This is a genomic window from Pseudomonas yamanorum (assembly GCF_900105735.1).
In the GTDB taxonomy this organism is placed as follows: Bacteria; Pseudomonadota; Gammaproteobacteria; order Pseudomonadales; family Pseudomonadaceae; genus Aquipseudomonas; species Aquipseudomonas yamanorum.
Genome location: NZ_LT629793.1, coordinates 3,833,043 through 3,858,249 on the forward strand (window position 1 = coordinate 3,833,043; position 25,207 = coordinate 3,858,249).

Here is a 25,207-nt window from a genome sequence, read left to right on the forward strand (position 1 = left end):
ATCGCAGGCAAGCCAGCTCCCACATTTTTTGATCTCCTGCGTTCTGGGGATTTTCTCCAGACAAAAAAATGCCCCGCACGTGGCGGGGCATTTTTATGGGCGAGGCTTACAGCCCGTCGAGCATCGCCTTGTTACGCACCGCACCCTTGTCGGCACTGGTAGCCAGCAGGGCGTAAGCCTTCAACGCGGTAGTGACTTTGCGCGGACGCTTCTCTACCGGCTTCCAGCCTTTCTTGTCCTGCTCGATGCGGCGTGCCGCCAGTTCTTCGTCGCTGATCAACAGGTTGATCGAGCGGTTCGGAATGTCGATCAGCACCTTGTCGCCATCCTGCACCAGGCCGATGGCGCCGCCCGCAGCGGCTTCCGGAGAAGCATGGCCGATGGACAGGCCCGAGGTACCGCCGGAGAAGCGGCCGTCGGTGAGCAAGGCGCAGGCTTTGCCCAGGCCTTTGGATTTCAGGTACGACGTCGGGTAGAGCATCTCTTGCATGCCCGGGCCGCCTTTCGGGCCTTCGTAACGGATGATGACGATGTCGCCTTCCTTCACTTCGTCAGCGAGGATGCCGCGTACCGAGCTGTCCTGGCTTTCGTAGATCTTGGCGCGGCCTTCGAACACGTGGATCGACTCGTCCACACCGGCGGTTTTCACCACGCAGCCATCCAGCGCGATGTTGCCGTACAGCACGGCCAGGCCGCCTTCTTTCGAATAGGCATGCTCAACACTGCGGATGCAGCCGTTTTCACGGTCGTCGTCGAGGGTTTCCCAACGGGTCGACTGGCTGAACGCGGTTTGCGTAGGGATGCCGGCCGGGCCTGCCTTGAAGAAGTGATGCACGGCTTCGTCGGTGGTCTGGGTGATGTCCCACTTGGCGATGCCTTCGGCCAGGGATTTGCTGTGCACGGTCGGCAGGTCGGTGTGCAGCAAGCCGCCACGGGCCAACGAACCGAGGATCGAGAAGATCCCGCCGGCGCGGTGCACGTCTTCCATGTGGTACTTCTGGATGTTTGGCGCGACTTTGCACAGTTGCGGCACGTGGCGCGACAGGCGGTCGATGTTCCGCAGGTCGAAGTCGATCTCGGCTTCTTGCGCGGCGGCCAGCAAGTGCAGGATGGTGTTGGTGGAACCGCCCATGGCGATGTCCAGGGTCATGGCGTTTTCGAACGCCTTGAAGTTGGCGATGTTGCGCGGCAACACCGACTCATCGTTCTCGGTGTAGTAGCGCTTGCACAGTTCGACGATGGTGCGGCCTGCCTGCAGGAACAGTTGCTCGCGGTCGCTGTGGGTGGCCAGTGTCGAGCCGTTGCCCGGCAAGGCGAGCCCTAAGGCTTCCACCAGGCAGTTCATCGAGTTGGCGGTGAACATGCCGGAGCACGAACCGCAGGTAGGGCAGGCGCTGCGCTCGTATTCCGCAACCTTCTCGTCAGAAGCGCTGGAATCGGCGGCGATGACCATGGCGTCCACCAGGTCGAGGCCGTGGGAGGCGAGCTTGGTCTTGCCGGCTTCCATCGGGCCGCCGGAGACGAAGATCACCGGGATGTTCAGGCGCAGGGAGGCCATCAGCATGCCAGGGGTGATCTTGTCGCAGTTGGAGATGCACACGATGGCGTCGGCGCAGTGGGCGTTGACCATGTATTCCACGGAGTCGGCGATGATCTCGCGGCTCGGCAGGGAATACAGCATGCCGTCATGGCCCATGGCGATGCCGTCATCCACGGCGATGGTGTTGAATTCTTTCGCTACACCGCCGGCGCGTTCGATCTCGCGGGCGACCAGTTGGCCCAGGTCCTTGAGGTGGACATGGCCGGGTACGAACTGGGTAAACGAGTTGGCAATCGCGATGATCGGCTTTTTGAAGTCGTCATCTTTCATCCCCGTGGCGCGCCACAATGCGCGGGCGCCGGCCATGTTGCGGCCGTGGGTGGATGTTTTCGAGCGGTAATCGGGCATTGGAGCACTCCGGGCGGCTAATCAGGGACTAAGGGGAGTGAGCTTCTATTGACGTCTGGAACACTCAGAAAATGGCCGTGTGTCCGGAAGTTGCCACTCGCGTCGCGGGATCGCCGCTTGCTTGGGCCTCGAGCTCATAAACCCGCCGGGGGATGACTGGCGATGAATAGGTCCGATTCTACACCGCTGGCGGCCGGAGGGAATGGCCGCCAGCGTGTAGATAGCGCTTACGAGACGTGTGGGGGCGCAAATTTCACTGTCAGCGGCCGACCCGAGCGTTCGTCACCACGCCCCAAACGCTGAACACGATGAAGCTGATGGCGATGGTCAGCAGCAGGTTGGCTCCCGCTTGGGCGAGGGCGGCGCTGCTGACGGCGGCGGTGATGAACATGATGCTATTGCCGGCCGAAGCGGCGGTGCCGGCGCTGCTGGAGAACAGCAACATGGCCGCGGAAATCGCGGCGGGGCGTACCAGGGTCACGGCCAGGGCGCTGATCAGCATCGGGATCAGCAGGGTGATGGTGGTGATAGCTCCAAGACCGACGATCAGTATCAGAAGCACGCCTGCAATAAGCAGCAATCCAAGGCCGATGTTGATTTGCCGGGACAGCGAGATGCGTTTTTGAAGATACGACGCCGCCAAGCCACCGAGCAGATAGGCCACGCCATACACCATGAGTACCAGTGCGTACTGGTATTCGGAGAGTTTCAACGAGTCCATGAAAATCAACGGTGTCACGCTGATCAAGGCGAAGTAGCAGGCGAACACCAGCGCGGCGATCCACCAGTAACGCAGGAAGTCGCGATTGGTCGCGACATCTTTCAGAGTGCCGATGATCGACACCGGCGTGCGGTGCGGGCTGGCGGACTTGGAGGGCAGTATGCAGAACGCATGGATCAACATGCCCAACGCCATCAGTGCGAATCCATAGAAACTACCTTGCCAGTCGAAGGTGGTTTGCAACCAGGAGCCGATCAGCGGTGACAAGGCGACGAACGAGCCGCTCAGGGTCATGTAGTAGAGGCGAACACGGGCTCGATCCTGTTCTTCGAACAGGTCCTCCACTAACGCGTGGCCCAGTACGAAGAAGCCGCAACCCATGGCCTGGACCGAGCGAAACAGCAGGAAGCTCAGGTAGTCCGTCGATAATGCGCAACCTATCGCACCCAGGATCGACAGCGTGATGCAACCGAGCAGGACTTCCTTGCGGCCCCATTTATCCGACAGCGGGCCGGCGACCAGTTGGGAAATCGAAAAAACCAACGTGAACAGGCTGATGGACAGCGCGACATCTGCGCTGGGCATGTCGAATCGGGCGGCGAGGGCCGGGAATGAGGGCAGCAGGATATTGATCGGGAAAAAGCTGATCAGCGAAATGCAGGTGATGAGGATGAAGCGTGAGAGTTGGTGGCGTTTTATCTCGCTGCCGAGTAAGGGCGAGCAGGAAGACTCAGACATTGTTTTTATTTCCGGTGGGGTGCCAAAAACCGATATTAGCCTTGGGTGGCGAGAATTCAATCAATAAAGGTGGAGTCATTCTCTTCCAAAGGCATGCTGTAAAAGGCTGCATCGCCAAGGCCTCAATCAGTCCTCAAAAGCTTTTCGAATTCATCGCTGAAAACCTGACCGTCGCTGTAACCGGCGCCTACGAAAAGTACCAACTGCTCTTTAAGGTCCTGTATGCCAAGGGCTTTCTCGATCTTGGTGTCGTTGAGAGCGGAGGAAATCCAAGTGTTAAGCCCCATGGCGGTTGAAATGAGCTGAGCTGTTTGTGAGATGTGTCCGGCTTCTATCAGGGCAACTCGGTAGGCTCTGGAGTGTGGGTACTTCCACCACAGTTTGTCGAATCGTGATGTAATGAAAATACCAAAGGGAAGATTGTCGATGAAGTGCTGGCCGTTAAGGTAATTTCCAAGAGGCTCTTGTATTCGACGAATCAGCCTGAGTGCGTGTAACTCCGGGTGGTAATAATAAAATCCGGGATTTACGCCTCTTATGTTGTGCGCATACACATAACCTTCGCTGGAGCTTAATCCACCACCTGACGGGCTGCTTCGTCTAGCGCGGAAAGAGGGGGGCGTTAAATGTGAGGTGTCTTGCAGGCGTTCTTTTAAGTGCCCTAGAGACAGGTAGAGCAGCGTACTTAGGTCTTCTAAAGAAATGCTTTTGTTTAAATAAGTGCGGCAGGTTTTTCGCTTAACTAACGTGTGTTGCAGTAACGGGTATGTTCTGAGCGATTCGTTTGGTGAGGGTTGCGGTAGACTGATAAAGTCTTCTGATTGGAGATGGGCGAACCGATTCGAATCAGGAGGACTCTTGCGCATTACGCCCTGGCAGTGGGCCAAATAATGAGCTGCCCAACTGACGCCGTCTGTAGGTTGATCAGCGTCTGATAAGTCTTTTGTACCGATGTGGAATATCCTCGACAAATCATCCCATCCCCACTGGTTATCTAACGTTGGCGCACCTTGTTGAATAATTGCATGGTGAGTGAACGTCGAGTCGATCTCAAACTCAGGGTTATAAAGCGAAAGGTCGTATATTAGCTCTAGCAGTCGCTGCGAGTGCGCGCGATCTAATTCAAATTGCTCATGAGTTTTGTAGTTCCAGATAATCAGATGTTGTGATTTGGTTAAGAAAAATAAGTTGGGATTCATTTGCATTGTTTTCTTCCCATTCTTAGGGCTGGGTTGGCGTACAACCCAGCTTGTCATCAACGACTTATTTAGGCATTCCAATCAATGCGAATGCTGCCAGTGCTTTTGACTCAAGAAAGATTGCATTCATATCAGCTCTCCATTTCATTAAGTTAAATGGCTGTCACACAAAATGATTGTGACAGAAACTAGGCTAGGCGCTGGTTTTAGATTTATCTAGTCAGGAGGCGTAGGAGGATTCTGCTGGCGTTGTAGTATGTTTTTGCTGTATCGATGAAGCTATATGTTGTTTTTGACTTTGTACAAGAAATGAAAAGTTTGCTTTTATTTGAAGGGGCGGCTTTGTGAATTGATGCTGCCCGGAGCCAGTCGGGCAGCATCGCGGGAAAAACTTAGCTATTCGGCAACAACCGGCACGTAATGCTCTTGATATACCGAGTCTCGGCAATCGCCGGGTGCACCGGGTGATCCGGGCCCTGGCCGCCGCGTTCCAGCATCTGGATATTGCGGTCCAGGTGACGGGCGCTGGTCAGCAGGATGTTTTGCAGGTCATCTTCCGGCAAGTGCATCGAGCACGAAGCGCTGACCAGGATGCCGTCCTTGCTGAGCAGGCGCATGGCTTGCTCGTTCAGGCGGCGGTAGGCGCCTTCGCCGTTTTTCATGTCTTTCTTGCGCTTGATGAAGGCCGGCGGGTCGGCCACGATCACGTCGAAACGCTCTTCGCTGGCTTTCAGCTCTTTGAGGGCTTCGAACACGTCGCCTTCGATGCAGGTCATCTTCTCGGCAACGCCGTTCAGTGCCGCGTTGCGCTCCACGCCGTCGAGGGCGAAGGCGGAGGCGTCGACGCAGAACACTTCACTGGCGCCGAAGGCAGCCGCTTGCACGCCCCAGCCGCCGATGTAGCTGTACAGGTCGAGTACGCGTTTGCCTTTGGCATACGGAGCCAGGCGAGCGCGGTTCATGCGGTGGTCGTAGAACCAGCCGGTCTTCTGACCCTGGATCACCGGCGCTTCGAACTTCACGCCGTTTTCTTCCAGGGCAACCCACTCCGGCACCAGGCCGAATACGGTTTCGACGTAGCGGTTGAGGCCTTCGGCATCACGCGCGGCGGAGTCGTTCTTGAACAGGATGCCGCTTGGCTTGAGCACTTGGGTCAGTGCGGCGATCACGTCTTCCTTGTGGGCTTCCATGGTCGCCGAAGCGATCTGCACCACCAGGATGTCGCCGAAACGGTCGACCACCAGGCCTGGCAACAGGTCGGAATCGCCGTACACCAGGCGGTAGAACGGCTTGTCGAACAGGCGGTCACGCAGGGACAGGGCCACGTTGATGCGGTGTACCAGCAGCGACTTGTCCAGCGGCAGCTTGATGTCGCGGGACAGCAGGCGGGCGCAGATCAGGTTGTTCGGGCTCATGGCCACGATGCCGAGGGTCTTGCCGCCGGCTGCTTCCAGGATCGCCTGGTCGCCTGCCTGGAAGCCGTGAAGAGGTGTGGCGGCCACATCGATTTCGTTGCTGTAGACCCACAGGTGGCCGTTGCGCAAACGACGATCGGCGTTGGCTTTGAGACGCAGGCTTGGCAGGGACATGACGTCGCTCCGGAAAAAAGAGCGGGAGTATACCGTGTTGTGCAGTACTTGGCCGCGCCGCCGGACATGTGGGTTGTGATATCCCTGTGGGAGCTGGCTTGCCTGCGATAGCATCACCTCGGTTATCTGAAAGACCGAGCCGTCTGCTTCGCAGGCAAGCCAGCTCCTACATTCGATCCGGTTTCAGTTCGGGTTTTTGAGGTGTCAGCCCGGTTGCCATAAAGGTTAGAATCGCCGCCTAGTCCAGAGTGTGCCCCCTATGTCCCAAGAGCTATCCGCCGAACAGATCCAACAGAGCCTCCAAGGCATCAGCGTGCCGCCTCAACCGCAAATCATGGTGGATTTGCAGATGGAGCAGTACATGCCCGATCCGGATCTGGAAGTGATCGCCCGGCTGATCGCCCAGGACCCGGGCCTTTCCGGCTCGCTGCTGAAGATCGTCAACTCGCCGTATTACGGGCTGAGCAACAAGATTGTCTCGATCCAGCGCGCGGTGAACCTGCTGGGCAGCCGCTCCATCGTCAACCTGATTAACGCGCAGTCGATCAAGGGCGAGATGAGCGACGACACCATCGTCACCCTCAACCGTTTCTGGGACACCGCCCAGGATGTGGCCATGACCTGCCTGGCCCTGGCCAAGCGCACCGGCAGCCAGGCGGTCGATGAAGCCTACGCGTTGGGGCTGTTCCACGATTGCGGCGTGCCGCTGATGCTCAAGCGTTTCCCGAACTACATGAGCGTGCTGGAGGAGGCCTATGCCAACGCCGGCCCGGAATGCCGTGTGGTCGACACCGAGAACCAGGCGTTCAACACCAACCATGCCGTGGTGGGCTACTACACCGCCAAATCCTGGCGCCTGCCGGAGCATGTGACCGACGCCATCGCCAATCACCACAATGCCCTGGCGATTTTCAGCGACGAGTCCAACCACAAGCCGCAGCTGAAAAACCTGCTGGCGATCCTGAAAATGGCCGAGCACATTTGTGCGTCGTACCGCGTGCTGGGCAACCAGGTGGATGACCATGAGTGGAGTGCCATCGGCCCGCTGGTGCTGGACCATATCGGCCTGTCGGACTACGACTTCGAGAGTTTGAAGTTGTCGATCCGCGAGCTGGGCGCGCACTAACCCTTTCTCCATGAGGTAAACATGCCCGAGTTACCGGAAGTCGAAACCACCCGGCGCGGAATTGCGCCGCATCTGGAAGGCCAGCGGGTCAGCCGTGTGGTGGTGCGTGAGCGGCGTCTGCGCTGGCCGATCCCGGAAGACCTGGATGTGCGGCTGTCCGGGCAACGGATCGTGCTGGTGGAACGGCGGGCCAAGTACCTGTTGATCAATGCCGAAGTCGGCACCTTGATCAGCCATCTGGGCATGTCGGGCAACCTGCGCCTGGTAGAAGCCGGCAGCCCGGCGGCCAAGCATGAACATGTGGATATCGAGCTGGAGTCGGGCCTGGCCCTGCGCTACACCGACCCGCGACGCTTTGGCGCGATGCTCTGGAGCCTCGACCCACTGAACCATGAACTGCTGATCCGCCTGGGGCCGGAGCCGTTGACCGACCTGTTTGACGGCGAGCGGTTGTTCCAGCTGTCCCGTGGACGCTCGATGGCGGTGAAGCCGTTCATCATGGATAACGCGGTGGTGGTGGGGGTGGGCAATATCTACGCGACGGAGGCGCTGTTTGCCGCCGGGATTGATCCGCGTCGGGAAGCCAAGGGCATTTCCCGTGGGCGTTACCTGAAGCTGGCGATCGAGATCAAACGCATCCTGGCGGCGGCCATCGAGCGCGGCGGCACCACGCTGCGGGATTTTATCGGCGGCGACGGGCAGCCGGGGTATTTCCAGCAGGAATTGTTCGTTTATGGCCGTGGTGGCGAGGCGTGCAAGGTCTGCGGGGCTGAGTTGCGCAACGTGATGCTGGGCCAGCGGGCGAGTGTGTTTTGCCCGAAGTGTCAGAGCTGACAATTTGTGGTGCTGCTGATGGCCTCTTCGCGAGCAAGCCCACTCCCATATTCGTCCGAGTTCCACCTTTGGAATGCAGTCGAATATGGGAGCGGGCTTGCTCGCGAAGGGACCTAACGAATCGCCAAGGGACTTAGGCTTTGCCGGTAATCAACCGGTACTTCTCCATCAGTTGCTCTTCCGTCTCCGGATGAGCCTCGTCCAGCGGAATGCAATCCACCGGGCAGACCTGCTGGCACTGAGGTTCGTCGTAGTGGCCGACACACTGGGTGCACAGGTTGGGGTCGATCACGTAGATCTCCTCACCCTGAGAAATGGCAGCGTTCGGGCACTCGGGTTCGCAGACGTCGCAGTTGATGCAATCGTCGGTGATGATCAGGGACATGGAAACTCCTGCCAGGGCTGTCAGCCAAGGCATCTGAAAACTAATGCGCGCAATTGTGCCGCATTGGCGCCCGCAGTGCGAGCGGGCGCCGATTGAGCGGTCTTACTTCTTGAAGCGCAGCGTCAGCGCATCCGCCACAGCCGGGTGCACAAACTTGGTGATATCCCCGCCCAACGCCGCGATTTCTCGGACCAATGTCGAGGAAATGAACGAATAACGCTCCGACGGCGTAAGAAACAGGCTTTCCACGTCCGGCGCCAGTTGGCGGTTCATGTTGGCCAGTTGGAACTCGTATTCGAAGTCCGACACCGCCCGCAGGCCGCGCAGGAAGACATTGGCGTTCTGTTCCTTGGCAAAGTGCGCCAGCAGCGTCGAGAAGCCGACCACTTCAACGTTGGGCAGATGCTTGGTGACCTCACGGGCCAGCTCCACGCGCTGCTCCAGGGGAAACAGCGGGTTTTTCTTGGGGCTGGCAGCGACCGCGATAATCACATGGTCGAACAAGCGCGAGGCGCGTTCGACCAGATCGCCATGGCCCTTGGTGATTGGGTCGAAGGTACCTGGGTACAACACTCGGTTCATCGCGTCGTCCTGGCGGAGTCCGTTGGGGAACCGGATGGTATCGCAGCCATCCCGGTCGGCCAAGTCAACTTATTCAGAAGAAAGCACTATAGACACCGCGAATACCCGGTTTTTTCAGGCCGTTTTCAGACGTTCGGCCAATGCTGTCGCCAGTTGCGCGGTCAATCCGTAGACCGATAACTGCGGGTTAGCCCCAATGCTGGTGGGGAATAGCGAGCCATCGTGGATCGATAAGTTGCGCAGTTGATGATGGCGCCCAAGACTGTCGGCCACCGCATTTTTCGGTTCTTCACCCATGGCGCAACCGCCCATCACATGCGCGCTGCCGAGCCGCGTACGATGCAATTCAAGGTTCAAACCGTCAATCATGCTGCGGGCTTCGGCCAGCGTGTTCACGTAGCGTGCATCCCCGTGCAGCGGCATCACCGACTTGGCACCGCCGGCGAACTGAATCTCCGCCATGCTGTGGAACGCCCGGCGCAGGCCATCCCAGGCGTAGGGCGAGACCTGATAATCGAGCACCGGGGTGCCATCGCCGCGCAATTCGACTGTGCCGCCCGGGCTGTCGGGGTGGAAACCGTCGCGCAGCAGGGCAAGCATTGCGTGGGTCTTGGGCAGTTGGCCCATATCCAGCGCGTTCTGCGTGCCGTAGCCGCCAAGCAAGGTACTGGCGAGTCCCGGATGCAGTGGCGGCACTTCGAGCTTGTAGGACATTTTGCCGGTGGTGCCGTCCTGCCATTGGAAGTGATCGGAATAGATCGACTGCGGCGCCCCGTAGAACGGGTTGATCACCTCGTCGAACAGCCCGGCGGAAAAATTAACCAGATGCAAAAAGGTCCGCTTGCCCAGGCGCGAGTGGGGGTCGGGCGCATCGGAACGGAGCAGCAGCGCCGGGCTGTTGATGCCGCCGCCGGCCAGTACGTAGTGCTTGGCTTTAACCGTGATTTTGCGGCCTGTGGGAGCCACGCAATACTGATCCATGGCCACGCATTCGAGGCTGGTGATGGTGTCACCGCTGAACTTCAGGCGTTCGGCGCGGGCCAGGTACAGCAGTTCGCCGCCTTTCTCCAGGGTCGACGGAATGGTCGTCACCAGCATCGATTGCTTGGCATTGACCGGGCAGCCCATGCCGCAATACCCCAGGTTGAAACAGCCGCGCACGTTGCGCGGGATCACGTGCCAGCTGTAGCCGAGTTTTTCGCAGCCTTTGCGGATCACGTCATTGTTGGCGTTCGGCGGCATCGCCCAGGGCGCGATGCCCAGGCGCTGCTCCATTTTTTCGAACCAGGGCGCCATCTCGGCGCTGCTGTGGCCCTTGACCGCGTATTCGCTGGCCCAGTGGGCGAGGGTCGGGTCCGGGGTGCGGAAACTGGAGGTCCAGTTGATCAGCGTGGTACCGCCAACCGCGCGGCCCTGCAGGATGGTGATGGCGCCGTCCTTGCTCATGCGCCCGATGCCTTCCTGATACAGGCTGGCGTAGGCCTCGTCTTCCAGCAGCTTGAAGTCGTTGCTGGTTTTCAGCGGCCCTTCTTCAATCAACAGTACCTTGTAGCCGGCTGCGCTGAGGATTTCGGCGGTGGTGCCGCCGCCGGCGCCGCTGCCGATGATTGCGACGTCAGCTTCCAGGGTCAGGTCCTGGTCGAGGGCGGCGCCATTATGGGTTTTCCAGCCGCGGGCCATGCCATCGCGGAACAGATCAGGTACGGGCATCAGGGTCGTCTCTTGTTTTTATCGGGATGCGAATCAGATTTTCGGTGGGCCGGGGTAGCCGCAATGCGCCCAGGACTCGGGGCGGAAATACCAGGCCATGATCACCAGTTTGAGCAACGAACCCTGGCCCATGCGCAGCAGGTTCAGGTAGCTGTTTTCCCAGCGGTGCAGGAAGTTGCGGATCTGCTCGGCGCTGGCGTTTTCCCAACTGCCCCACACACCGGTCAGCGGTCCACGGGTGACCGCCATGCCCAGTACGTCGAACAGTTGCTGGGTCAGCTTGAACATCTCGGGCGAGAGGTGTTGCAGGCTGAAATCGAGTTTTTTCAGGGTGTCGTCGATGCCGGCCACCACCACCTCGGCGCTGGCCACGCCCTCCAGCAGCACCGGAATCACTGCCCGCAAAAACGGCAGGTCACTGCTGCGCAACATCGCAAAGCCGCTGGCCGGGGTGCTGCTGGAGCAGCCGCTGAGGCTGGCGCCAAGCCCGGCTGTGGCCAGGAAGGCGCTGGCGCACAGGCCGAGTTTCAAGACGCCGCGCCGTGACAGCGCGGGTGATTCAGTCAGGCTAGGGTTCATTCTTATTGTTATCCCGGTGATGGGTTTGTTAGCGGACGAACAGCTTCTGGATCAACTTCTGGATGGATTTGCCGTAGGGCGGGTAAATCAGCTTGGCGGCGTTCAGGCGTTGCTTGATCAGCACGCCCTTGGCCTTGCTGAAGGTCAGGAAACCTTCATGGCCGTGGTAATGGCCCATGCCCGACGGGCCGATGCCGCCGAAGGGCATGTCGTCCTGGGCCACATGCAGCAAGGTGTCGTTCAGGCACACGCCGCCGGAATGGGTCTCGTGCAGTACGCGGTTCTGTTCGGCCTTGTTGTAGCCGAAGTAATACAGCGCCAGTGGGCGAGGGCGCTGATTGATGTAGGCGAAGGCCTGGTCGAGGCCGCGATACGGCACGATCGGCAGCACCGGGCCGAAGATCTCGTCCTGCATCACCGTCATGTCGTCGCTGACATTCAGCAGCAGGCTGTGGGCCATGCGCCGGTCCTGGCCTCGGTCATACAGTGGGACCAAGGTGGCGCCCTTGTCAGTGGCGTCTTTCACGTAGCCGTTGAGCCGGGCCAGTTGTCGTTCGTTGATGATCGCGGTGTAGTCCGGGTTGTCGGCTAGAGTCGGATAGAACCCGCGAACCGCCTTGCTGTAGGCCTCGACGAAACCGTCTACACGGTCTTCCGGCACCAGCACGTAGTCCGGCGCCACGCAGGTTTGCCCGGCATTCAGCGCCTTGCCGAAGGCGATGCGTTCGGCGGCGTCCTTGAGCGGTACGTCGGCGGAAACAATCGCCGGTGACTTGCCACCCAGTTCCAGGGTGACCGGTGTCAGGTGTTCGGCCGCCGCGCGCATCACGTGCTTGCCGATGCTGGTGGCGCCGGTGAACAGCAGGTGATCGAAGCGCAACTTGGAAAACGCCATGCCGACTTCCGCTTCGCCGAGCACTACGCACACGAGGTCTTCGGGGAAGATCTTCGCCAGCAGCGCCTTGAGCAACTGGCCGGTGGCGGGAGTAGATTCGCTGAGCTTGAGCATCACCCGGTTGCCGGCCGCCAAGGCGCCTACCAAAGGGCCGATGGCCAGGTACAACGGGTAGTTCCAGGGCACGATCACCCCGACCACGCCCAGCGGTTGATAGATAACCTTGGCCGACGCGGGCTGGAAGGCGATGCCTACAGCGCGGCGGGAAGGTTTCATCCAGCCTTTGAGGTGTTTGCTGGCGTAGTGAATGCCATGCAGGCTGGGCATCAATTCGGCGAACAGGGTTTCGTCGGCGCTACGATGGCTGAAATCACTGCTGATGGCGTTGATCAGCGCCTGGCGCTCATCGCTCAGCAGGTCGCGCAAGGCCTTGAGCCATTGCTGACGCTGGGCGGCGGGCGGCATCGGGTTGGCCGCGTAGGCCCGGCGTTGAGCGTCGAACAGGTCCTGGAGTTGGTCCAGCGCCTGGGAATCTTGCAGGTAGGCAACGTTGGCAGACATGGCGAAGTTCCCGATTGTTATTGGAATGCTTCATTTATTAGAGTCATTGCTCTAAATTGTCAAATAACATTGCACATACGTGCCGATTTATCCGGGCAAGGATAGTCCGTAAGATGCCGCCATCACGGGTCTAGAAGTTGATTTCCCATGGCACCACGAGTAAAGACCAGCGAGCGCATTGTGCAAACCAGCCTGGAGCTGTTTAACCAGCAGGGCGAGCGCAGTGTCAGCACCAACCATATCGCTGCCCATATGGAAATTTCCCCGGGCAACCTGTACTACCACTTCCCCAACAAGCAGGCGATTATCGCGGTGCTGTTTCGTGAGTACGAAGCGTTGGTGGACAGTTTCCTGCGCCCGCCCCAGGGCCGTGCGGTGACCGTGGAAGACAAGCGCTTCTACCTGCAGGCGGTGCTCGCCGGCATGTGGCGCTACCGCTTTTTGCACCGTGACCTCGAACACCTGCTGGAAAGCGACCCGGAGCTGGCTACCGGCTACCGGCGGTTTTCCCAGCGCTGCCTGATCCAGGGTGCGGCCATCTATCAGGGTTTTGTCGATGCCGGCATCCTGAACATGGACCCGGTACAAACCGAAGCCCTGACCCTCAACGCCTGGATCATCCTCACCTCATGGGTGCGCTTCCTGTGCACCACCAATGAAAAGTCCACGCACCTGAGCGCTGAGGCCATCAAGCGCGGTGTGTACCAGGTGCTGGTGTTGGAAGCCGGGTTTATCACCCCTAAGGCCAAGGACGCGGTGGATGCTCTGTTCAAAGAGTTTTACGTGCCGTTGAATCAGGCGCTGGAAGAAGTGAAGTAGGATGTTTCCCGAACGCTAACCTAGCCACAGGAGTCAGTCATGCCGCTTGCTCAACTGATCAGCCCCCAGCAACTGGCCGAGCGCCAGCAGTCCGGCGGGCTGGTGATCCTCGATTGCCGCTTTGCCCTGGAAGACCCGGATTACGGCCTGTGCAGCTACGCCGAAGGGCATATCGAAGGGGCGCAGTATGCCGATCTGGAACGCCACCTCAGCGGGCCGGTAACCAAGGGCGTGACCGGCCGTCATCCGCTGCCGGCGCCGGATGCGTTTATCCGGCAACTGCGGGCTTGGGGCGTCAACGCTGACAGCGATATCGTTTTGTATGACGACGGCCCCGGTGCCTATGCCGCCCGCGCCTGGTGGCTGCTGGCCTGGCTGGGCAAGCGCGACGGGGTGTTTATCCTCGATGGTGGCCTGAAAGCCTGGCACGCGGCGGGCTTCCCCCTGAGCCTGGATGCCCCGGTGATCGAGCCCGGTACCTTCAGCGGCTCGCCGGACAACCACCTGCAACTGGATGCCGAACACCTGCAAAAACGCCTCGGCCAACCCGGCCTGACCCTGATCGACGCCCGCGCCCAGCCGCGCTTTCGCGGTGAAGTGGAGCCGATCGATCCGGTTGCCGGGCATATTCCCGGTGCGCAGTGTGCGGCGTTCAATGAAAACCTGGGCAGCGACGGCCGTTTCCTGCCGGCGGACCAGCTCAAGCAACGTTTCGCCGCCAAGCTGCAAGATCGCTCGCCGGATGACCTGGTGGCTTACTGCGGTTCGGGCGTGACTGCCTGCCACAACCTGTTTGCGTTGTGTCTGGCGGGTTACCCGTTGGGCAAGTTGTACGCGGGGTCGTGGAGCGAGTGGATCACTGATCCAAAGCGGGAAGTTGCGACAGGCGACTGAGGTCTGCCTGACCCGGTCTGATCCAAAGTGTGGGAGCGGGCTTGCTCGCGAAGGCGGTGTGTCAGTCGCAGATATATTGGCTGATACACCGCCTTCGCGAGCAAGCCCGCTCCCACATTTTTATCGGCGTTGTGTCAGTAGCCACTCTGGGATTCGTCGTTCCAGGTAGTAAGTTGGCTGTTTCAGCGAGCCATCGACAAACCCGACATGCCCGCCCTTGGTCAGCAGTTCGAACTCGGTGCAGTCCGACAGCTCGCTGGCCTCGGGCAGGCTGTGGGTGAACACGAATGGGTCGTCTGCGGCCTGGATGATCAGGGTGGGTGTGCGAATCGCTCCGAGGTAATAGCGGCTTGAGGCCCGGCGGTAATAGTCCTCGGCGCTGAGGAACCCGTGCAGCGGCGCGGTGACGCGGCCGTCAAAGTCCCAGAACGTGCGCATCTTCTCCAGCGAGCCCAAGTCGGCCAGGGTTTTCAGGCCAGCCTCGTGGCCATCCTTTAGAAAACGGCTTTGTTTGACACGGATATAGGCCAGCATTTCGCGCATGAAATGCTTTTGATACACCCGCGAAAACCCCAGCCCGATGCGATCAGCGCACTGATCCAGGCGAAACGGCACCGACACGGCGGCCGCGCCTTGCAGCCCGGAGGCTTCACCGGTTTCACCCAAGTGCTTGAGCAGCACATTGCCGCCCAACGAATAACCCACCGCATACAGCGGCGCCAACGGGCGCTTGGCCCGCAAGTGAGCGATGGTTTCGGCCAGGTCTTCACTGGCGCCGGAATGGTAGCTGCGGGCGAGCAGGTTGGGCTCGCCGGAACAGCCACGCCAGTTGAGCGCCACGCTGGCCCAGCCTTGAGCCGCCAGGGCTTTTTGCAGGCCGGCTACATAGGGCGAGTTGGACGAGCCGGTCAGCCCGTGCAGTACCAGCACCAACGGGGTGGTTGCGTCATGGGGTCCGTGCCAGTCGAGGTCGAGGAAGTCCCCGTCTGCGAGCCACAGCCGTTCGCGCTGGCGTTCGATGTGGGTGGTTTTGCGCCACAGCGGTCCCCACAGCGTTTGCAGGTGCGGGTTGCCGAGGCCGAAGGCGGGGGTGAAGCGGTCGGACGTTTTTGACACGATGGTTCTCGCGGCAGGTGGCAGAGCGGATAAGCAACCTGTGGCGAGGGAGCTTGCTGTGGCGAGGGAGCAAGCTCCCTCGCCACAGGGGTTAGCTTTGTGTCGTGCGTTGCCACAATGCGTAATACACCCGGCCGGATTTCTGCTCGCGGTGCAGGCGCCAGGTGCCCGGCAGGCCGAGCGTGGACGGTGCGGTTTCGCTTTCAGTGTAGATCCAGGCATCCGGAGCCAACCACTGGCGCTCTTCCAGCAACGCGCAAACGGTCGGCAGCAGGTTCTGGTTAAACGGCGGATCGAGGAACACCACGTCAAACTCACGGGCTTCCTGGGTTTCCAGGTAACGCAGCGCATCAGCCGTCTGCACTTGCCCCGTGGTGCAACGCAGGGTGCCCAGGTGTTCCTTGAGGCTGGCAACCGCCACGTTGCTGGCATCCAGCGCCTGGCCCAGTGCAGCGCCACGGGACAGGCTTTCGAGGAATAACGCGCCGCTGCCCGCGAACGGGTCCAGCACCTTGGCCCCGGCGATATACGGCGCTAGCCAGTTGAACAGGGTTTCACGCACGCGGTCGGGCGTCGGGCGCAGGCCCACGACGTCGGGGAAGCTCAGCTTACGGCTGCCCCATTCTCCACCGATGATGCGCAGTTGGCCCACACCGTTGTGAACGTTGTGGACGGGTTTTTTGGGACGGGATGGACGGGCCATTAATGCTCCGGAACCCCGAGCGGCTGCTCGGCGGGTTTATCTGTGGGGGGCGGTAGTGGCTTTTGCGCAATCGTTGGGCCGGCGGTCACGATGACCAGCTTGTCGGCACTCAAATGTTTGTTCAAAGCAGCTTTGACCTGGTCAACGGTCAGCGCCTGGGATTGTTTCATGAAATCTTCCAGGTAGCTCAGCGGCAAGTTGTAGAAACCCATGGCGCCCAGTTGCCCGACGATATCGGCGTTGCTCGCGGTGGACAGCGGGAAGCTGCCGGCCAGTTCGCGCTTGGCGTCATCAAGTTCTTTTTGGGTGGGGCCGGTCTTCAGGTAGTCGGCCAGCACGTCCTGCACCAGTTTCAAGGTGCCAGCGCTCATTTCGGCGCGGGTTTGCAGGTTGATCATGAACGGGCCGCGTACCTGCATCGGCGAAAAGCCAGAGTATACGCCGTAGGTCAGGCCACGTTTCTCGCGTACTTCGCTCATCAAGCGGGTGCCGAAGCCGCCGCCGCCGAGGATCTGGTTGCCCAGGGACAGCGCGGCATAGTCCGGGTCGGCACGGTCGATGCCCAGTTGCGCCAGCAGCAGGGTTGTCTGCTTGGACGGGAACTCGATATGTGTGGTGCCAGCCTTCGGCTCCGCCGGTTGGGCGATCTTCGCCAGCGCGGGGCCTTTAGGCAGTGAAGCGGAGACCTTGGCAGTCATGGCTTCGGCTTCGGCGCGGGTCAGATCGCCGACTACAGAAATCACCGCGTTGCCGGCGGCGTAGGCCTTGGCGTGGAAGTCCTTCAACTGCGCGAGGGTGATCTTCGGCACGCTCTCGGCGTTGCCTTCGCTCGGATGGGCGTAAGGGTGGTCGCCATAGAGCTGCTTGAACAGCTCGATGCTCGCCAGTTTGCCGGGGTTTTGCTTCTGGTATTCAAAGCCGGCCAGCAGCTGGTTCTTGATCCGCGCCAGGGAGTCGGCGGGGAAGGTCGGCTTGCCGATCACGTCGTCAAACAGCGACAGGGCAGCGTCACGTTTGTCGCTGGCGCTCAGGCTGCGCAGGGAAACCAGCGCCATGTCGCGGTAGGCACCATTGCTGAAGTCGGCACCCAAGCCGTCGAAACCGGCGGCAATCTGGCTGACGTCTTTGCCTGGCACGCCTTCGTTGAGCATTGCGTTGGTCAACAGCGCCAGGCCCGGTGTGTTGCCGTCCTGGCTGCTGCCGGCGGCGAACAGGATGCGCATGTCGAACATCGGCAGTTCATGGGCTTCGACGAACAGCACCTTGGCGCCTTCGGCGGTGGTCCAGGTTTGCACGTCGAGCTTGCGGTTGGTCGGTGCCTTGTCGTCCAGCTCGGCCAGGGATTGCAGCTTGTTGGCGGACTTGGCCTGCTCCAGCGCCTGGCTGGCGACGGATTCGCTCGGGCGCAGGAAATACACCGCGCACGCCGCAGCCAACGTGACCACGATCAAACCGGGCAGCACCAGACGGTTGTTTTTACGTTCACTCATGAGCGGTCTCCTCAGGCAAAACATGGGCGACGCTGAGACGTTCGCGGGTGAAATAAGTGCGTGCAGCTTTCTGGATATCTTCGGCGGTTACGCTTTGCAGCTCGGCAAGCTCGGTGTCCATGAGTTTCCAGGACAGGCCGACGGTCTCCAGGGAGCCGATGGCAGTGGCTTGGCTGGTGATCGAGTCGCGTTGGTAAACCACCCCGGCGATGACTTGGGCGCGGATACGCTCCAGTTCTTCTGCGCTCGGTGGCTTGGCCTTCAGTTCATCCAGCAGGCGCCACAGGCCGGCTTCAGCCTGGGCCACGGTCTTTTTCTTCTGCAGGTTCGGGGTGGCGGTCAAGGTGAACAGGCTGTCACCGCGGGTGTAGGCGTCGTAGCTCGACGCACCGCCGGACACCAGCTCTTCGCCGCGCTCCAGTTGCGTCGAGATGCGCGCGCTGTAGCCGCCGTCCAGCAGGGCCGAGATCAGGCGCAAGGCGTTGACCGAACGCTTGTCTTCAGCGGTGGCGAGGCTGGGCACGTTGAAACCAAGGATCACGCTGGGCAGTTTGGTCTGTACGTGCATTGTCAGCAGGCGTTCGCCGGGCTCGGCCAGTTCCAGTGGGATTTTCGCCGGTGGCACGTCGCGCTTGGGGATCGGGCCGAAGTAGCGTTGGGCCAGGGTCTTGACCTCATCCGGGGTCACGTCGCCCACCACTACCAGGGTGGCGTTGTTCGGCACGTACCAGGATTGGTACCAGTGGCGCAGCTCTTCAACCTTCATGCGGTCCAGGTCGGCCATCCAGCCGATGGTCGGCGTGTGGTAGCCGCTGGCCGGGTAGGCCATGGCCTTGAAGCGCTCGTAGGCCTTGGACATCGGGTTGTCGTCGGTGCGCATCCGGCGCTCTTCCTTGATCACCTCGATCTCGCGGCTGAACTCGTCGGCCGGCAGACGCAGGCTGGCCATGCGGTCGGCTTCCAGTTCGAAGGCAACGCCCAGGCGGTCACGGGCCAGCACCTGGTAGTAAGCGGTGTAGTCGTCACTGGTGAAGGCGTTTTCTTCGGCGCCCAGGTCACGCAGGATCAACGAGGCTTCGCCGGGGCCGACCTTGGCGCTGCCCTTGAACATCATGTGCTCCAGGGCGTGGGACAAACCGGTCTGGCCCGGGGTTTCATAGCTGGAGCCAACCTTGTACCAGACCTGGGAAACCACCACCGGGGCGCGATGGTCCTCGCGCACGACGACCTTGAGGCCGTTGTCGAGGGTGAATTCGTGGGTGGGTTGTGGGTCGGCAGCCAAAGCTGAAAGGGGCAGACAAACTGTGCTGAGCAGCAGGCCTGCGGCGCGGCGGGCTAGAGCATTCATTCGTTTTTAAACCTGTTGAGCTGCCCGCTTGGTCTTAGCGTAGGCGGGCGAGGAGGTGCTAGGATACTGATCCGACCTAGGGACGGCCACTACGGCTGTCTTGTTGAGGCCCTATTTAGGCCTTACAAAATGTTGCGCATGAACGAGCTGGCTAAAAAACAGTCTGTTACGCATCGAATTTTATTTACCGACGTGCCCCTCGGCGCGTCGCTACCTTGAGATAGCCGTCTCCATGTTTGGTTCCAACGACGACAAGAAGACCCCAGCTGCGGCTGGCGAGAAAAAAGGCCTGTTCGGATGGCTGCGCAAAAAGCCGCAGGAAACCGTCGTCGAACAGCCACAGGTTCAAGCAGAACCGATCCCTGAATCCCCAGTAGAAGCCGAACCGGTTGCCGAAACCCCGGCCCCGGTGGTGTTGCCGATGGCCGAGCCGGTGTTGCAGCCGGTGATTGAGGCAGAGCCTGAGCCAGAAGCCGAGCCTGAGCACAAACCGTGGCTGGTGTTGCCGGTGGCGGAAGAGCCCGTGGCACTGGTTGAAGACGAGCAGGCCGGGCATGTGACGCCGCCGATTCCGGCCCTCGTGGAGCCTGCGCCGGTTGTGGTCGAAGCGCCGCCAGTGATTGAGGTGCCTGCACCGGTTGTCGCCGAGCCTGCTCCGGTCGCAGTCGCCGCGCCAGCCATCATCGAAGAGCCTGCTGCTCCTGCCGAAACCAGCAAGACCGGCTTCTTTGCCCGCCTCAAGCAAGGCCTGAGCAAGACCAGCGCCAGCATCGGCGAAGGCATGGCCAGCCTGTTCCTCGGCAAAAAGACCATCGATGACGAGCTGCTGGAAGACATCGAAACCCGTCTGCTGACGGCCGACGTGGGCGTCGAAGCCACCGCCGTGATCATCCAGAGCCTGACCCAGAAGGTTGCGCGCAAGCAGTTGACCGACGCCGATGCACTCTACAAGTCGCTGCAGGCTGAGCTGGCGGCCATGCTCAAGCCGGTGGAAGCACCGCTGGTCATTGATACGCAGAAAAAACCGTTTGTGATTCTGGTGGTCGGCGTCAACGGCGCCGGCAAGACCACCACCATCGGCAAGCTGGCCAAGAAGCTTCAGCTGGAAGGCAAGAAGGTCATGCTGGCCGCCGGTGACACGTTCCGTGCTGCTGCCGTGGAGCAGTTGCAGGTCTGGGGCGAGCGCAACAAGATCCCGGTCATCGCCCAGCACACCGGCGCCGACTCGGCCTCGGTGATCTTCGATGCGGTGCAGGCTGCCAAGGCCCGCAACATTGACGTGCTGATCGCCGATACCGCCGGTCGCCTGCACACCAAAGACAACCTGATGGAAGAATTGAAGAAAGTTCGCCGCGTGATCGGCAAGCTCGATGCCGACGCGCCCCACGAGGTGTTGCTGGTGCTGGACGCCGGTACCGGCCAGAACGCCATCAGCCAGGCCAAACAATTCCACCAGACGGTCCAACTGACCGGCCTGGCATTGACTAAGCTCGACGGCACGGCCAAAGGCGGCGTGATCTTCGCCCTGGCCAAGCAGTTCGGGTTGCCGATTCGTTATATCGGCGTCGGTGAAGGCATCGACGACCTGCGCACTTTTGAAGCCGAACCCTTTGTACAGGCACTGTTTGCCGAGCGGGAGCGTTCATGATTCGTTTCGAACAGGTCGGTAAACGCTACGCCAACGGGCATGTCGGCTTGCATGAGCTGAGTTTCCGGGTGCGTCGCGGCGAATTCTTGTTTGTGACCGGCCATTCGGGTGCCGGTAAAAGTACCTTGCTGCGCCTGCTGCTGGCCATGGAACGCCCAACCACCGGCAAATTGCTGCTGGCGGGCCAGGACCTGGCCACCATCAGCAACGCACAGATTCCATTCCTGCGTCGCCAGATCGGCGTGGTGTTCCAGAATCACCAGTTGCTGTTCGATCGCACGGTGTTCAACAACATCGCCTTGCCATTGCAGATTCTCGGGCTGTCCAAGGCCGAAATCATCAAGCGCGTGGATTCGGCCCTGGAGCGCGTCGCGCTCTCGGACAAGACCGACCTGTACCCAGGCGACCTGTCCACCGGCCAGCAACAGCGCGTCGGCATCGCCCGCGCCATCGTCCATCGCCCGGCCTTGCTGCTGGCGGACGAACCCACCGGTAACCTCGACCCGCGCCTGGCCGCCGAAATCATGGGGGTGTTCGAAGACATCAACCGCCTCGGCACCAGCGTGCTGATCGCCAGTCACGACCTGGCGCTGATCGCCCGCATGCGTCACCGCATGTTGACCCTGCAGCGCGGCCGCCTGATTGGCGACGGGGAGGCTGGGGTATGAGTGCTACACGCAGCCCTAAGGTTTCCGAACGCGTCGCGCCGAAAGCGGCCGACCCGCAACCTCAGAAGAAGAAACGCGACGAAGACGACGGCCCGGACTTCGGCACCCTGGTGCACGCCTGGATCGAAAGTCACCGCGCGAGCCTGGTAGACAGCCTGCGTCGCCTGGGCAAACAGCCGATTGGCAGCTTCTTTACCTGCCTGGTCATGGCCGTGGCCTTGAGCCTGCCGATGGGGTTGTCGCTGCTGCTCAATAACGTCGAGCGCCTTGGCGGCTCATGGCAGCGGGCGGCGCAGATTTCGCTGTACCTGAACCTGGATGCCAGCACCAAAGACGGCGAGTCCCTGCGCGACGAGATCAAAGAGCTTCCAGGTGTGGCCGAGGCTGAATACATCAGCCGCGATCAGGCCCTGGAAGAGTTCCAGCAACAGTCCGGCCTGGGTGAGGCGCTCAAGGAGCTGCCGCAAAACCCGCTGCCGGGCGTGGTGCTGGTAACGCCGAATGAGGTGGACAAGACGACCCTGGAAGCCCTGCGACAAAAACTCGCAGAGCTGCCGAAGGTGCAGCAGGCCCAACTTGATCTAGTCTGGGTGGAGCGGTTGGCGGCAATTCTCAAGCTGGGCGACCGGTTTGTGTTCGGCCTGACGGTGTTGCTGGTTTCTGCATTACTTTTGGTGATAGGTAATACCATTCGTCTTCATATTGAAAACCGCCGCACCGAGATAGAAGTGATTAAACTCGTCGGCGGCACGGACAGCTATGTGCGTCGGCCTTTTCTGTACATGGGCGCGCTTTATGGCTTCGGTGCGGGGATTTTGTCCTGGGGCGTACTGGCTTTTGGCCTGAACTGGCTGAACGACGCGGTGGTGGGGCTTGCTGGCCTGTACGGCAGTGATTTTGCCTTGGCCGGCGTGCCGGCAGCCGATGGTCTGTCATTGTTGCTTGGGGCAGTGCTCTTGGGGTATATCGGTGCGTGGATTGCGGTCGCACGGCATTTACGTGAGCTGGCACCGAAGTAGTTAATGTCAGGGTAATGTGGTTTCGTTTGTATTGACCGTATCAGTGGTTTAGGGAACTTGTCCTACGGTTCCCGGTCAATTTTCGCAGTGCTGAACTGCACGAGTTATGTGAGTCGGAGGTTTTTTCGTATGACCACTTCTTTGCAACCTGCTTATGCTCTGGTCCCGGGTGCGAACCTGGAGGCCTATGTGCACACGGTCAACAGCATTCCATTGCTGACGCCCGAGCAGGAGCGTGAACTGGCCGAGAGTCTCTACTATGAGCAGGATTTGGGGGCGGCTCGGCAGATGGTGCTCGCCCACCTGCGTTTTGTCGTACATATCGCCCGTAGCTATTCCGGCTACGGTCTGGCCCAGGCTGACCTGATTCAGGAAGGCAACGTTGGCCTGATGAAAGCTGTAAAGCGCTTCAACCCGGAAATGGGTGTGCGCCTGGTGTCGTTTGCTGTGCACTGGATCAAGGCGGAAATTCACGAATTCATCCTGCGCAACTGGCGCATCGTGAAAGTCGCGACCACCAAGGCCCAGCGCAAACTGTTCTTCAACCTGCGCAGCCAGAAGAAACGCCTGGCCTGGCTGAACAACGAAGAAGTGCATCGCGTGGCCGAAAGCCTTGGCGTAGAGCCACGTGAAGTGCGCGAGATGGAAAGTCGCCTGACCGGCCATGACATGGCCTTCGACCCGGCCGCTGAAGCGGACGACGACAGCGCCTTCCAATCGCCGGCCAACTACCTGGAAGACCACCGGTACGACCCGGCGCGTCAACTGGAAGATGCTGACTGGAGCGACAACTCCAACCACAACCTGCACGAAGCGCTGGAAGTGCTGGACGACCGCAGCCGTGACATCCTCTACCAGCGTTGGCTGGCAGAAGAAAAAGCCACGCTGCACGACCTGGCGCAGAAGTACAACGTGTCGGCTGAGCGGATTCGCCAGCTCGAGAAGAGTGCGATGAACAAGCTGAAACTGTCGATCGCCGCCTAAACGGCAGCGAAGTGACAAAAAAATGCCCCGATCGAGAGATCGGGGCATTTTTGTTTGTGTTCGCACAACTCGAATTCAGCTCGGTCCACTGTGGGAGCTGGCTTGCCTGCGATGAGGGCCCGTCAGCCAACACACCTGCAGGCCGACACACCGCTATCGCAGGCAAGCCAGCTCCTGCAGTTGTTTTGTGGGGTGTCAGTCAGCCCAAGGCGCCTTGCGCGAGTTGTTCAGCTCATTCAGGTAGCTGTCGCCACCCAACTGACTCATCTGCTGCCGAATCCACGCCGCCCGTCGCGCCACATACGATGTTGGATGGCTGGCGCTCCACACCCGTGGGTTAGGCAGCACCGCCGCCAGGTAGCTGGCCTGCTGGCGGGTCAGCGCCTTGGCACTCACCCCAAAATGATGCCGCGCTGCCGCTTCGGCGCCGAACACGCCTTCATCCCATTCCACGCTGTTGAGGTAGACCTCAAGAATTCGCTGCTTGGGCCAGAGAATCTCGATCAGCCCGGTAAACCAGGCTTCCAGGCCCTTGCGGAAATAGCTGCGTCCGGTCCACAAAAACAGGTTCTTCGACACCTGCTGGCTCAAGGTGCTGGCGCCGCGAATCGAACCGCCGCGCTCGTTATGCAGCAACGCCGCCTGGATCGCGTCGAAATCAAAACCCCAATGCTGCGGGAAGCGCTGGTCTTCGCCCGCCATCACCGCCACTTTAAGCTCGTCGGAGATCTGATCCCACGGCACCCAGGTGCGCTGTACGTCAATCGGCTCGCCGTCGACCCAGGATTCGACCTTGCGCTCAACCATCAGCGCAGTTCCCGGTGGCGGCACGAAACGGAACAGCAGCACCAGCAGCACGCTGCCGATGGCAAACCACTTGAGGACTTTGAGAAAACGCTTGAAGAGGAGACGCAGCATAGAGATGGCTTGGCCGAACCCGTTGAGCGGGCCATTATACAGACCCTGCCCACTGAGTCTGACTGGAGTTCCTCATGTTGCGTGGCTTTCTGATGCTGGCTGCCTTTTTCGGTTTCACCGGCGTTGCCCTGGGCGCGTTTGCCGCCCACGGCCTGAAAAACCGCCTGAGCGCCGAGTACCTGGCGATTTTCCACACCGGCGTGACCTACCAACTGGTGCACACCCTGGCGCTGTTCGGCGTGGCATTGCTGGCGGTGCACATTCCCGGTCGACTGGTCACCTGGGCGGGCATCTCGTTCACCATCGGCATCCTGCTGTTCTCCGGCAGCCTGTATGTGCTGACCATGACCGGCATCAGCAAGCTCGGCATCATCACCCCGTTTGGTGGCCTGGCGTTCCTGCTGGGCTGGTTCTTCCTCGGTTTGGCGGCGTGGCGTCTACAGGCTGCCTGACCAAGGGGCTTGGGCCAGCAACGCCAATCACGCTAGAATGCTGGCCCCTAAAAACGATGGCGGCCCGTGGCATGCGCATTCAATTGAACGGCGAATCTTTTGAACTGCCCGACGGTGAAACCGTTTCGGCCCTGCTGACCCGTCTGGATTTGACCGGGCGTCGCGTCGCAGTGGAGCTCAACCAGGATATCGTCCCGCGTAGCCAACACGCCGAGACCGCGCTCACCGAAGGTGACCAGGTCGAAGTGGTCCACGCCATCGGCGGCGGCTAGCCGCCCCGC

The 25,207-nt window shown here is 60.5% G+C and carries 24 protein-coding genes; 10 read left to right on the forward strand and 14 right to left on the reverse strand.

Features of this window, described 5'->3' with window-relative positions; translation table 11 throughout:
• Positions 1–106: 106 nt before the first annotated feature.
• From ilvD to BLU46_RS18015, 4 genes are all read right to left on the reverse strand, one after another.
• A complete protein-coding gene (gene ilvD / locus BLU46_RS18000; protein ID WP_093204006.1) occupies positions 107–1,948 on the reverse strand; it encodes a dihydroxy-acid dehydratase in 1,842 nt (613 codons plus the stop codon).
• Between the two features lie 259 nt (positions 1,949–2,207).
• Positions 2,208–3,407, reverse strand: coding sequence for an MFS transporter (locus tag BLU46_RS18005; RefSeq protein WP_093204013.1), 1,200 nt, complete (start codon positions 3,405–3,407; stop codon positions 2,208–2,210).
• 122 nt (positions 3,408–3,529) lie between these two features.
• The gene (locus tag BLU46_RS18010) at positions 3,530–4,612 is read right to left on the reverse strand and encodes a SagB/ThcOx family dehydrogenase (protein ID WP_093204018.1); all 1,083 of its coding nucleotides are present in this window, start codon (positions 4,610–4,612) and stop codon (positions 3,530–3,532) included.
• A 386-nt stretch (positions 4,613–4,998) separates the two neighbouring features.
• Positions 4,999–6,195 (reverse strand): class I SAM-dependent rRNA methyltransferase, encoded by a 1,197-nt coding sequence (locus BLU46_RS18015; protein ID WP_003213799.1) that lies wholly within the window; start codon positions 6,193–6,195, stop codon positions 4,999–5,001.
• A 313-nt stretch (positions 6,196–6,508) separates the two neighbouring features.
• On the opposite strand from BLU46_RS18015, the gene BLU46_RS18020 reads away from it, so the two are divergent.
• Both BLU46_RS18020 and mutM read left to right on the forward strand, forming a co-directional pair.
• Complete coding sequence (locus BLU46_RS18020; protein WP_172834596.1) at positions 6,509–7,321, forward strand: HDOD domain-containing protein; 813 nt, start codon at positions 6,509–6,511, stop codon at positions 7,319–7,321.
• A 21-nt stretch (positions 7,322–7,342) separates the two neighbouring features.
• Positions 7,343–8,155 carry a bifunctional DNA-formamidopyrimidine glycosylase/DNA-(apurinic or apyrimidinic site) lyase gene (gene mutM / locus BLU46_RS18025; protein ID WP_017476543.1) on the forward strand — a complete coding sequence of 271 codons (813 nt, stop codon included), beginning with the start codon at positions 7,343–7,345 and terminating at the stop codon, positions 8,153–8,155.
• A 133-nt stretch (positions 8,156–8,288) separates the two neighbouring features.
• On the opposite strand, the gene BLU46_RS18030 is transcribed toward mutM, so the two are convergent.
• The 5 genes from BLU46_RS18030 to BLU46_RS18050 all read right to left on the reverse strand — a co-directional run bounded on the left by BLU46_RS18030 (position 8,289) and on the right by BLU46_RS18050 (position 12,867).
• Positions 8,289–8,540 (reverse strand): YfhL family 4Fe-4S dicluster ferredoxin, encoded by a 252-nt coding sequence (locus tag BLU46_RS18030; protein ID WP_003213796.1) that lies wholly within the window; start codon positions 8,538–8,540, stop codon positions 8,289–8,291.
• A 102-nt stretch (positions 8,541–8,642) separates the two neighbouring features.
• Entirely contained in the window at positions 8,643–9,122 is a 480-nt protein-coding gene (gene coaD / locus BLU46_RS18035; protein ID WP_003176711.1) for a pantetheine-phosphate adenylyltransferase, read from the reverse strand.
• Positions 9,123–9,236: 114 nt separating this feature from the next.
• Positions 9,237–10,832 (reverse strand): GMC family oxidoreductase, encoded by a 1,596-nt coding sequence (locus BLU46_RS18040; RefSeq protein WP_003213795.1) that lies wholly within the window; start codon positions 10,830–10,832, stop codon positions 9,237–9,239.
• Between the two features lie 33 nt (positions 10,833–10,865).
• A complete protein-coding gene (locus tag BLU46_RS18045; RefSeq protein ID WP_063026481.1) occupies positions 10,866–11,411 on the reverse strand; it encodes a hypothetical protein in 546 nt (181 codons plus the stop codon).
• Positions 11,412–11,439: 28 nt separating this feature from the next.
• On the reverse strand, positions 11,440–12,867 hold the full coding sequence (locus BLU46_RS18050; protein WP_093204025.1) for a coniferyl aldehyde dehydrogenase: 1,428 nt from the start codon (positions 12,865–12,867) through the stop codon (positions 11,440–11,442).
• Positions 12,868–13,014: 147 nt separating this feature from the next.
• Here BLU46_RS18050 and BLU46_RS18055 point away from each other — a divergent pair, with 147 nt between their 5' ends.
• Together BLU46_RS18055 and BLU46_RS18060 are read left to right on the forward strand one after the other, a co-directional pair.
• Entirely contained in the window at positions 13,015–13,686 is a 672-nt protein-coding gene (locus BLU46_RS18055; RefSeq protein ID WP_003213791.1) for a TetR/AcrR family transcriptional regulator, read from the forward strand.
• 39 nt (positions 13,687–13,725) lie between these two features.
• Positions 13,726–14,580, forward strand: coding sequence for a sulfurtransferase (locus BLU46_RS18060; protein WP_063026484.1), 855 nt, complete (start codon positions 13,726–13,728; stop codon positions 14,578–14,580).
• A 120-nt stretch (positions 14,581–14,700) separates the two neighbouring features.
• On the opposite strand, the gene BLU46_RS18065 is transcribed toward BLU46_RS18060, so the two are convergent.
• From BLU46_RS18065 to BLU46_RS18080, 4 genes are all read right to left on the reverse strand, one after another.
• Positions 14,701–15,696 carry a hydrolase gene (locus tag BLU46_RS18065; RefSeq protein WP_093204030.1) on the reverse strand — a complete coding sequence of 332 codons (996 nt, stop codon included), beginning with the start codon at positions 15,694–15,696 and terminating at the stop codon, positions 14,701–14,703.
• Between the two features lie 91 nt (positions 15,697–15,787).
• On the reverse strand, positions 15,788–16,399 hold the full coding sequence (gene rsmD, locus BLU46_RS18070; protein ID WP_063026488.1) for a 16S rRNA (guanine(966)-N(2))-methyltransferase RsmD: 612 nt from the start codon (positions 16,397–16,399) through the stop codon (positions 15,788–15,790).
• Positions 16,399–17,889, reverse strand: coding sequence for a M16 family metallopeptidase (locus tag BLU46_RS18075; RefSeq protein WP_093204034.1), 1,491 nt, complete (start codon positions 17,887–17,889; stop codon positions 16,399–16,401). Before BLU46_RS18075 ends, rsmD begins: the two co-directional genes overlap by 1 nt.
• On the reverse strand, positions 17,882–19,237 hold the full coding sequence (locus tag BLU46_RS18080; protein WP_093204039.1) for a M16 family metallopeptidase: 1,356 nt from the start codon (positions 19,235–19,237) through the stop codon (positions 17,882–17,884). Before BLU46_RS18080 ends, BLU46_RS18075 begins: the two co-directional genes overlap by 8 nt.
• Before the next feature lie 232 nt (positions 19,238–19,469).
• Here BLU46_RS18080 and ftsY point away from each other — a divergent pair, with 232 nt between their 5' ends.
• The 4 genes from ftsY to rpoH all read left to right on the forward strand — a co-directional run bounded on the left by ftsY (position 19,470) and on the right by rpoH (position 23,556).
• Complete coding sequence (gene ftsY / locus BLU46_RS18085; RefSeq protein ID WP_093204042.1) at positions 19,470–20,885, forward strand: signal recognition particle-docking protein FtsY; 1,416 nt, start codon at positions 19,470–19,472, stop codon at positions 20,883–20,885.
• On the forward strand, positions 20,882–21,553 hold the full coding sequence (ftsE, locus tag BLU46_RS18090; protein WP_017476533.1) for a cell division ATP-binding protein FtsE: 672 nt from the start codon (positions 20,882–20,884) through the stop codon (positions 21,551–21,553). Before ftsY ends, ftsE begins: the two co-directional genes overlap by 4 nt.
• Positions 21,550–22,572 (forward strand): permease-like cell division protein FtsX, encoded by a 1,023-nt coding sequence (gene ftsX, locus BLU46_RS18095; RefSeq protein ID WP_017476532.1) that lies wholly within the window; start codon positions 21,550–21,552, stop codon positions 22,570–22,572. Before ftsE ends, ftsX begins: the two co-directional genes overlap by 4 nt.
• Positions 22,573–22,701: 129 nt before the next feature.
• Positions 22,702–23,556, forward strand: a complete 855-nt coding sequence (rpoH, locus tag BLU46_RS18100; protein WP_003176698.1) for an RNA polymerase sigma factor RpoH — start codon at positions 22,702–22,704, stop codon at positions 23,554–23,556.
• Positions 23,557–23,751: 195 nt separating this feature from the next.
• Here the strand turns inward: rpoH and mtgA are convergent, their stop codons facing one another.
• Positions 23,752–24,474, reverse strand: coding sequence for a monofunctional biosynthetic peptidoglycan transglycosylase (gene mtgA / locus BLU46_RS18105; RefSeq protein ID WP_063026496.1), 723 nt, complete (start codon positions 24,472–24,474; stop codon positions 23,752–23,754).
• A gap of 74 nt (positions 24,475–24,548) precedes the next feature.
• On the opposite strand from mtgA, the gene BLU46_RS18110 reads away from it, so the two are divergent.
• Both BLU46_RS18110 and thiS read left to right on the forward strand, forming a co-directional pair.
• On the forward strand, positions 24,549–24,926 hold the full coding sequence (locus tag BLU46_RS18110) for a DUF423 domain-containing protein (RefSeq protein ID WP_093204045.1): 378 nt from the start codon (positions 24,549–24,551) through the stop codon (positions 24,924–24,926).
• A 71-nt stretch (positions 24,927–24,997) separates the two neighbouring features.
• Positions 24,998–25,198 carry a sulfur carrier protein ThiS gene (gene thiS, locus BLU46_RS18115; RefSeq protein ID WP_063026500.1) on the forward strand — a complete coding sequence of 67 codons (201 nt, stop codon included), beginning with the start codon at positions 24,998–25,000 and terminating at the stop codon, positions 25,196–25,198.
• Positions 25,199–25,207 lie beyond the last annotated feature (9 nt).

Excerpts from the sequence above, each read along its gene's own strand:
- ilvD (WP_093204006.1), bottom strand. The coding sequence starts at position 1,948 with ATGCCCGATTACCGCTCGAAAACATCCACCCACGGCCGCAACATGGCC.
- BLU46_RS18005 (WP_093204013.1), bottom strand. The coding sequence starts at position 3,407 with ATGTCTGAGTCTTCCTGCTCGCCCTTACTCGGCAGCGAGATAAAACGC.
- BLU46_RS18010 (WP_093204018.1), bottom strand. The coding sequence starts at position 4,612 with ATGCAAATGAATCCCAACTTATTTTTCTTAACCAAATCACAACATCTG.
- BLU46_RS18015 (WP_003213799.1), bottom strand. The coding sequence starts at position 6,195 with ATGTCCCTGCCAAGCCTGCGTCTCAAAGCCAACGCCGATCGTCGTTTG.
- mutM (WP_017476543.1), top strand. The coding sequence starts at position 7,343 with ATGCCCGAGTTACCGGAAGTCGAAACCACCCGGCGCGGAATTGCGCCG.
- BLU46_RS18030 (WP_003213796.1), bottom strand. The coding sequence starts at position 8,540 with ATGTCCCTGATCATCACCGACGATTGCATCAACTGCGACGTCTGCGAA.
- coaD (WP_003176711.1), bottom strand. The coding sequence starts at position 9,122 with ATGAACCGAGTGTTGTACCCAGGTACCTTCGACCCAATCACCAAGGGC.
- BLU46_RS18040 (WP_003213795.1), bottom strand. The coding sequence starts at position 10,832 with ATGCCCGTACCTGATCTGTTCCGCGATGGCATGGCCCGCGGCTGGAAA.
- BLU46_RS18045 (WP_063026481.1), bottom strand. The coding sequence starts at position 11,411 with ATGAACCCTAGCCTGACTGAATCACCCGCGCTGTCACGGCGCGGCGTC.
- BLU46_RS18050 (WP_093204025.1), bottom strand. The coding sequence starts at position 12,867 with ATGTCTGCCAACGTTGCCTACCTGCAAGATTCCCAGGCGCTGGACCAA.
- BLU46_RS18055 (WP_003213791.1), top strand. The coding sequence starts at position 13,015 with ATGGCACCACGAGTAAAGACCAGCGAGCGCATTGTGCAAACCAGCCTG.
- BLU46_RS18060 (WP_063026484.1), top strand. The coding sequence starts at position 13,726 with ATGCCGCTTGCTCAACTGATCAGCCCCCAGCAACTGGCCGAGCGCCAG.
- rsmD (WP_063026488.1), bottom strand. The coding sequence starts at position 16,399 with ATGGCCCGTCCATCCCGTCCCAAAAAACCCGTCCACAACGTTCACAAC.
- BLU46_RS18075 (WP_093204034.1), bottom strand. The coding sequence starts at position 17,889 with ATGAGTGAACGTAAAAACAACCGTCTGGTGCTGCCCGGTTTGATCGTG.
- BLU46_RS18080 (WP_093204039.1), bottom strand. The coding sequence starts at position 19,237 with ATGAATGCTCTAGCCCGCCGCGCCGCAGGCCTGCTGCTCAGCACAGTT.
- ftsY (WP_093204042.1), top strand. The coding sequence starts at position 19,470 with ATGTTTGGTTCCAACGACGACAAGAAGACCCCAGCTGCGGCTGGCGAG.
- ftsE (WP_017476533.1), top strand. The coding sequence starts at position 20,882 with ATGATTCGTTTCGAACAGGTCGGTAAACGCTACGCCAACGGGCATGTC.
- ftsX (WP_017476532.1), top strand. The coding sequence starts at position 21,550 with ATGAGTGCTACACGCAGCCCTAAGGTTTCCGAACGCGTCGCGCCGAAA.
- rpoH (WP_003176698.1), top strand. The coding sequence starts at position 22,702 with ATGACCACTTCTTTGCAACCTGCTTATGCTCTGGTCCCGGGTGCGAAC.
- mtgA (WP_063026496.1), bottom strand. The coding sequence starts at position 24,474 with ATGCTGCGTCTCCTCTTCAAGCGTTTTCTCAAAGTCCTCAAGTGGTTT.
- BLU46_RS18110 (WP_093204045.1), top strand. The coding sequence starts at position 24,549 with ATGTTGCGTGGCTTTCTGATGCTGGCTGCCTTTTTCGGTTTCACCGGC.
- thiS (WP_063026500.1), top strand. The coding sequence starts at position 24,998 with ATGCGCATTCAATTGAACGGCGAATCTTTTGAACTGCCCGACGGTGAA.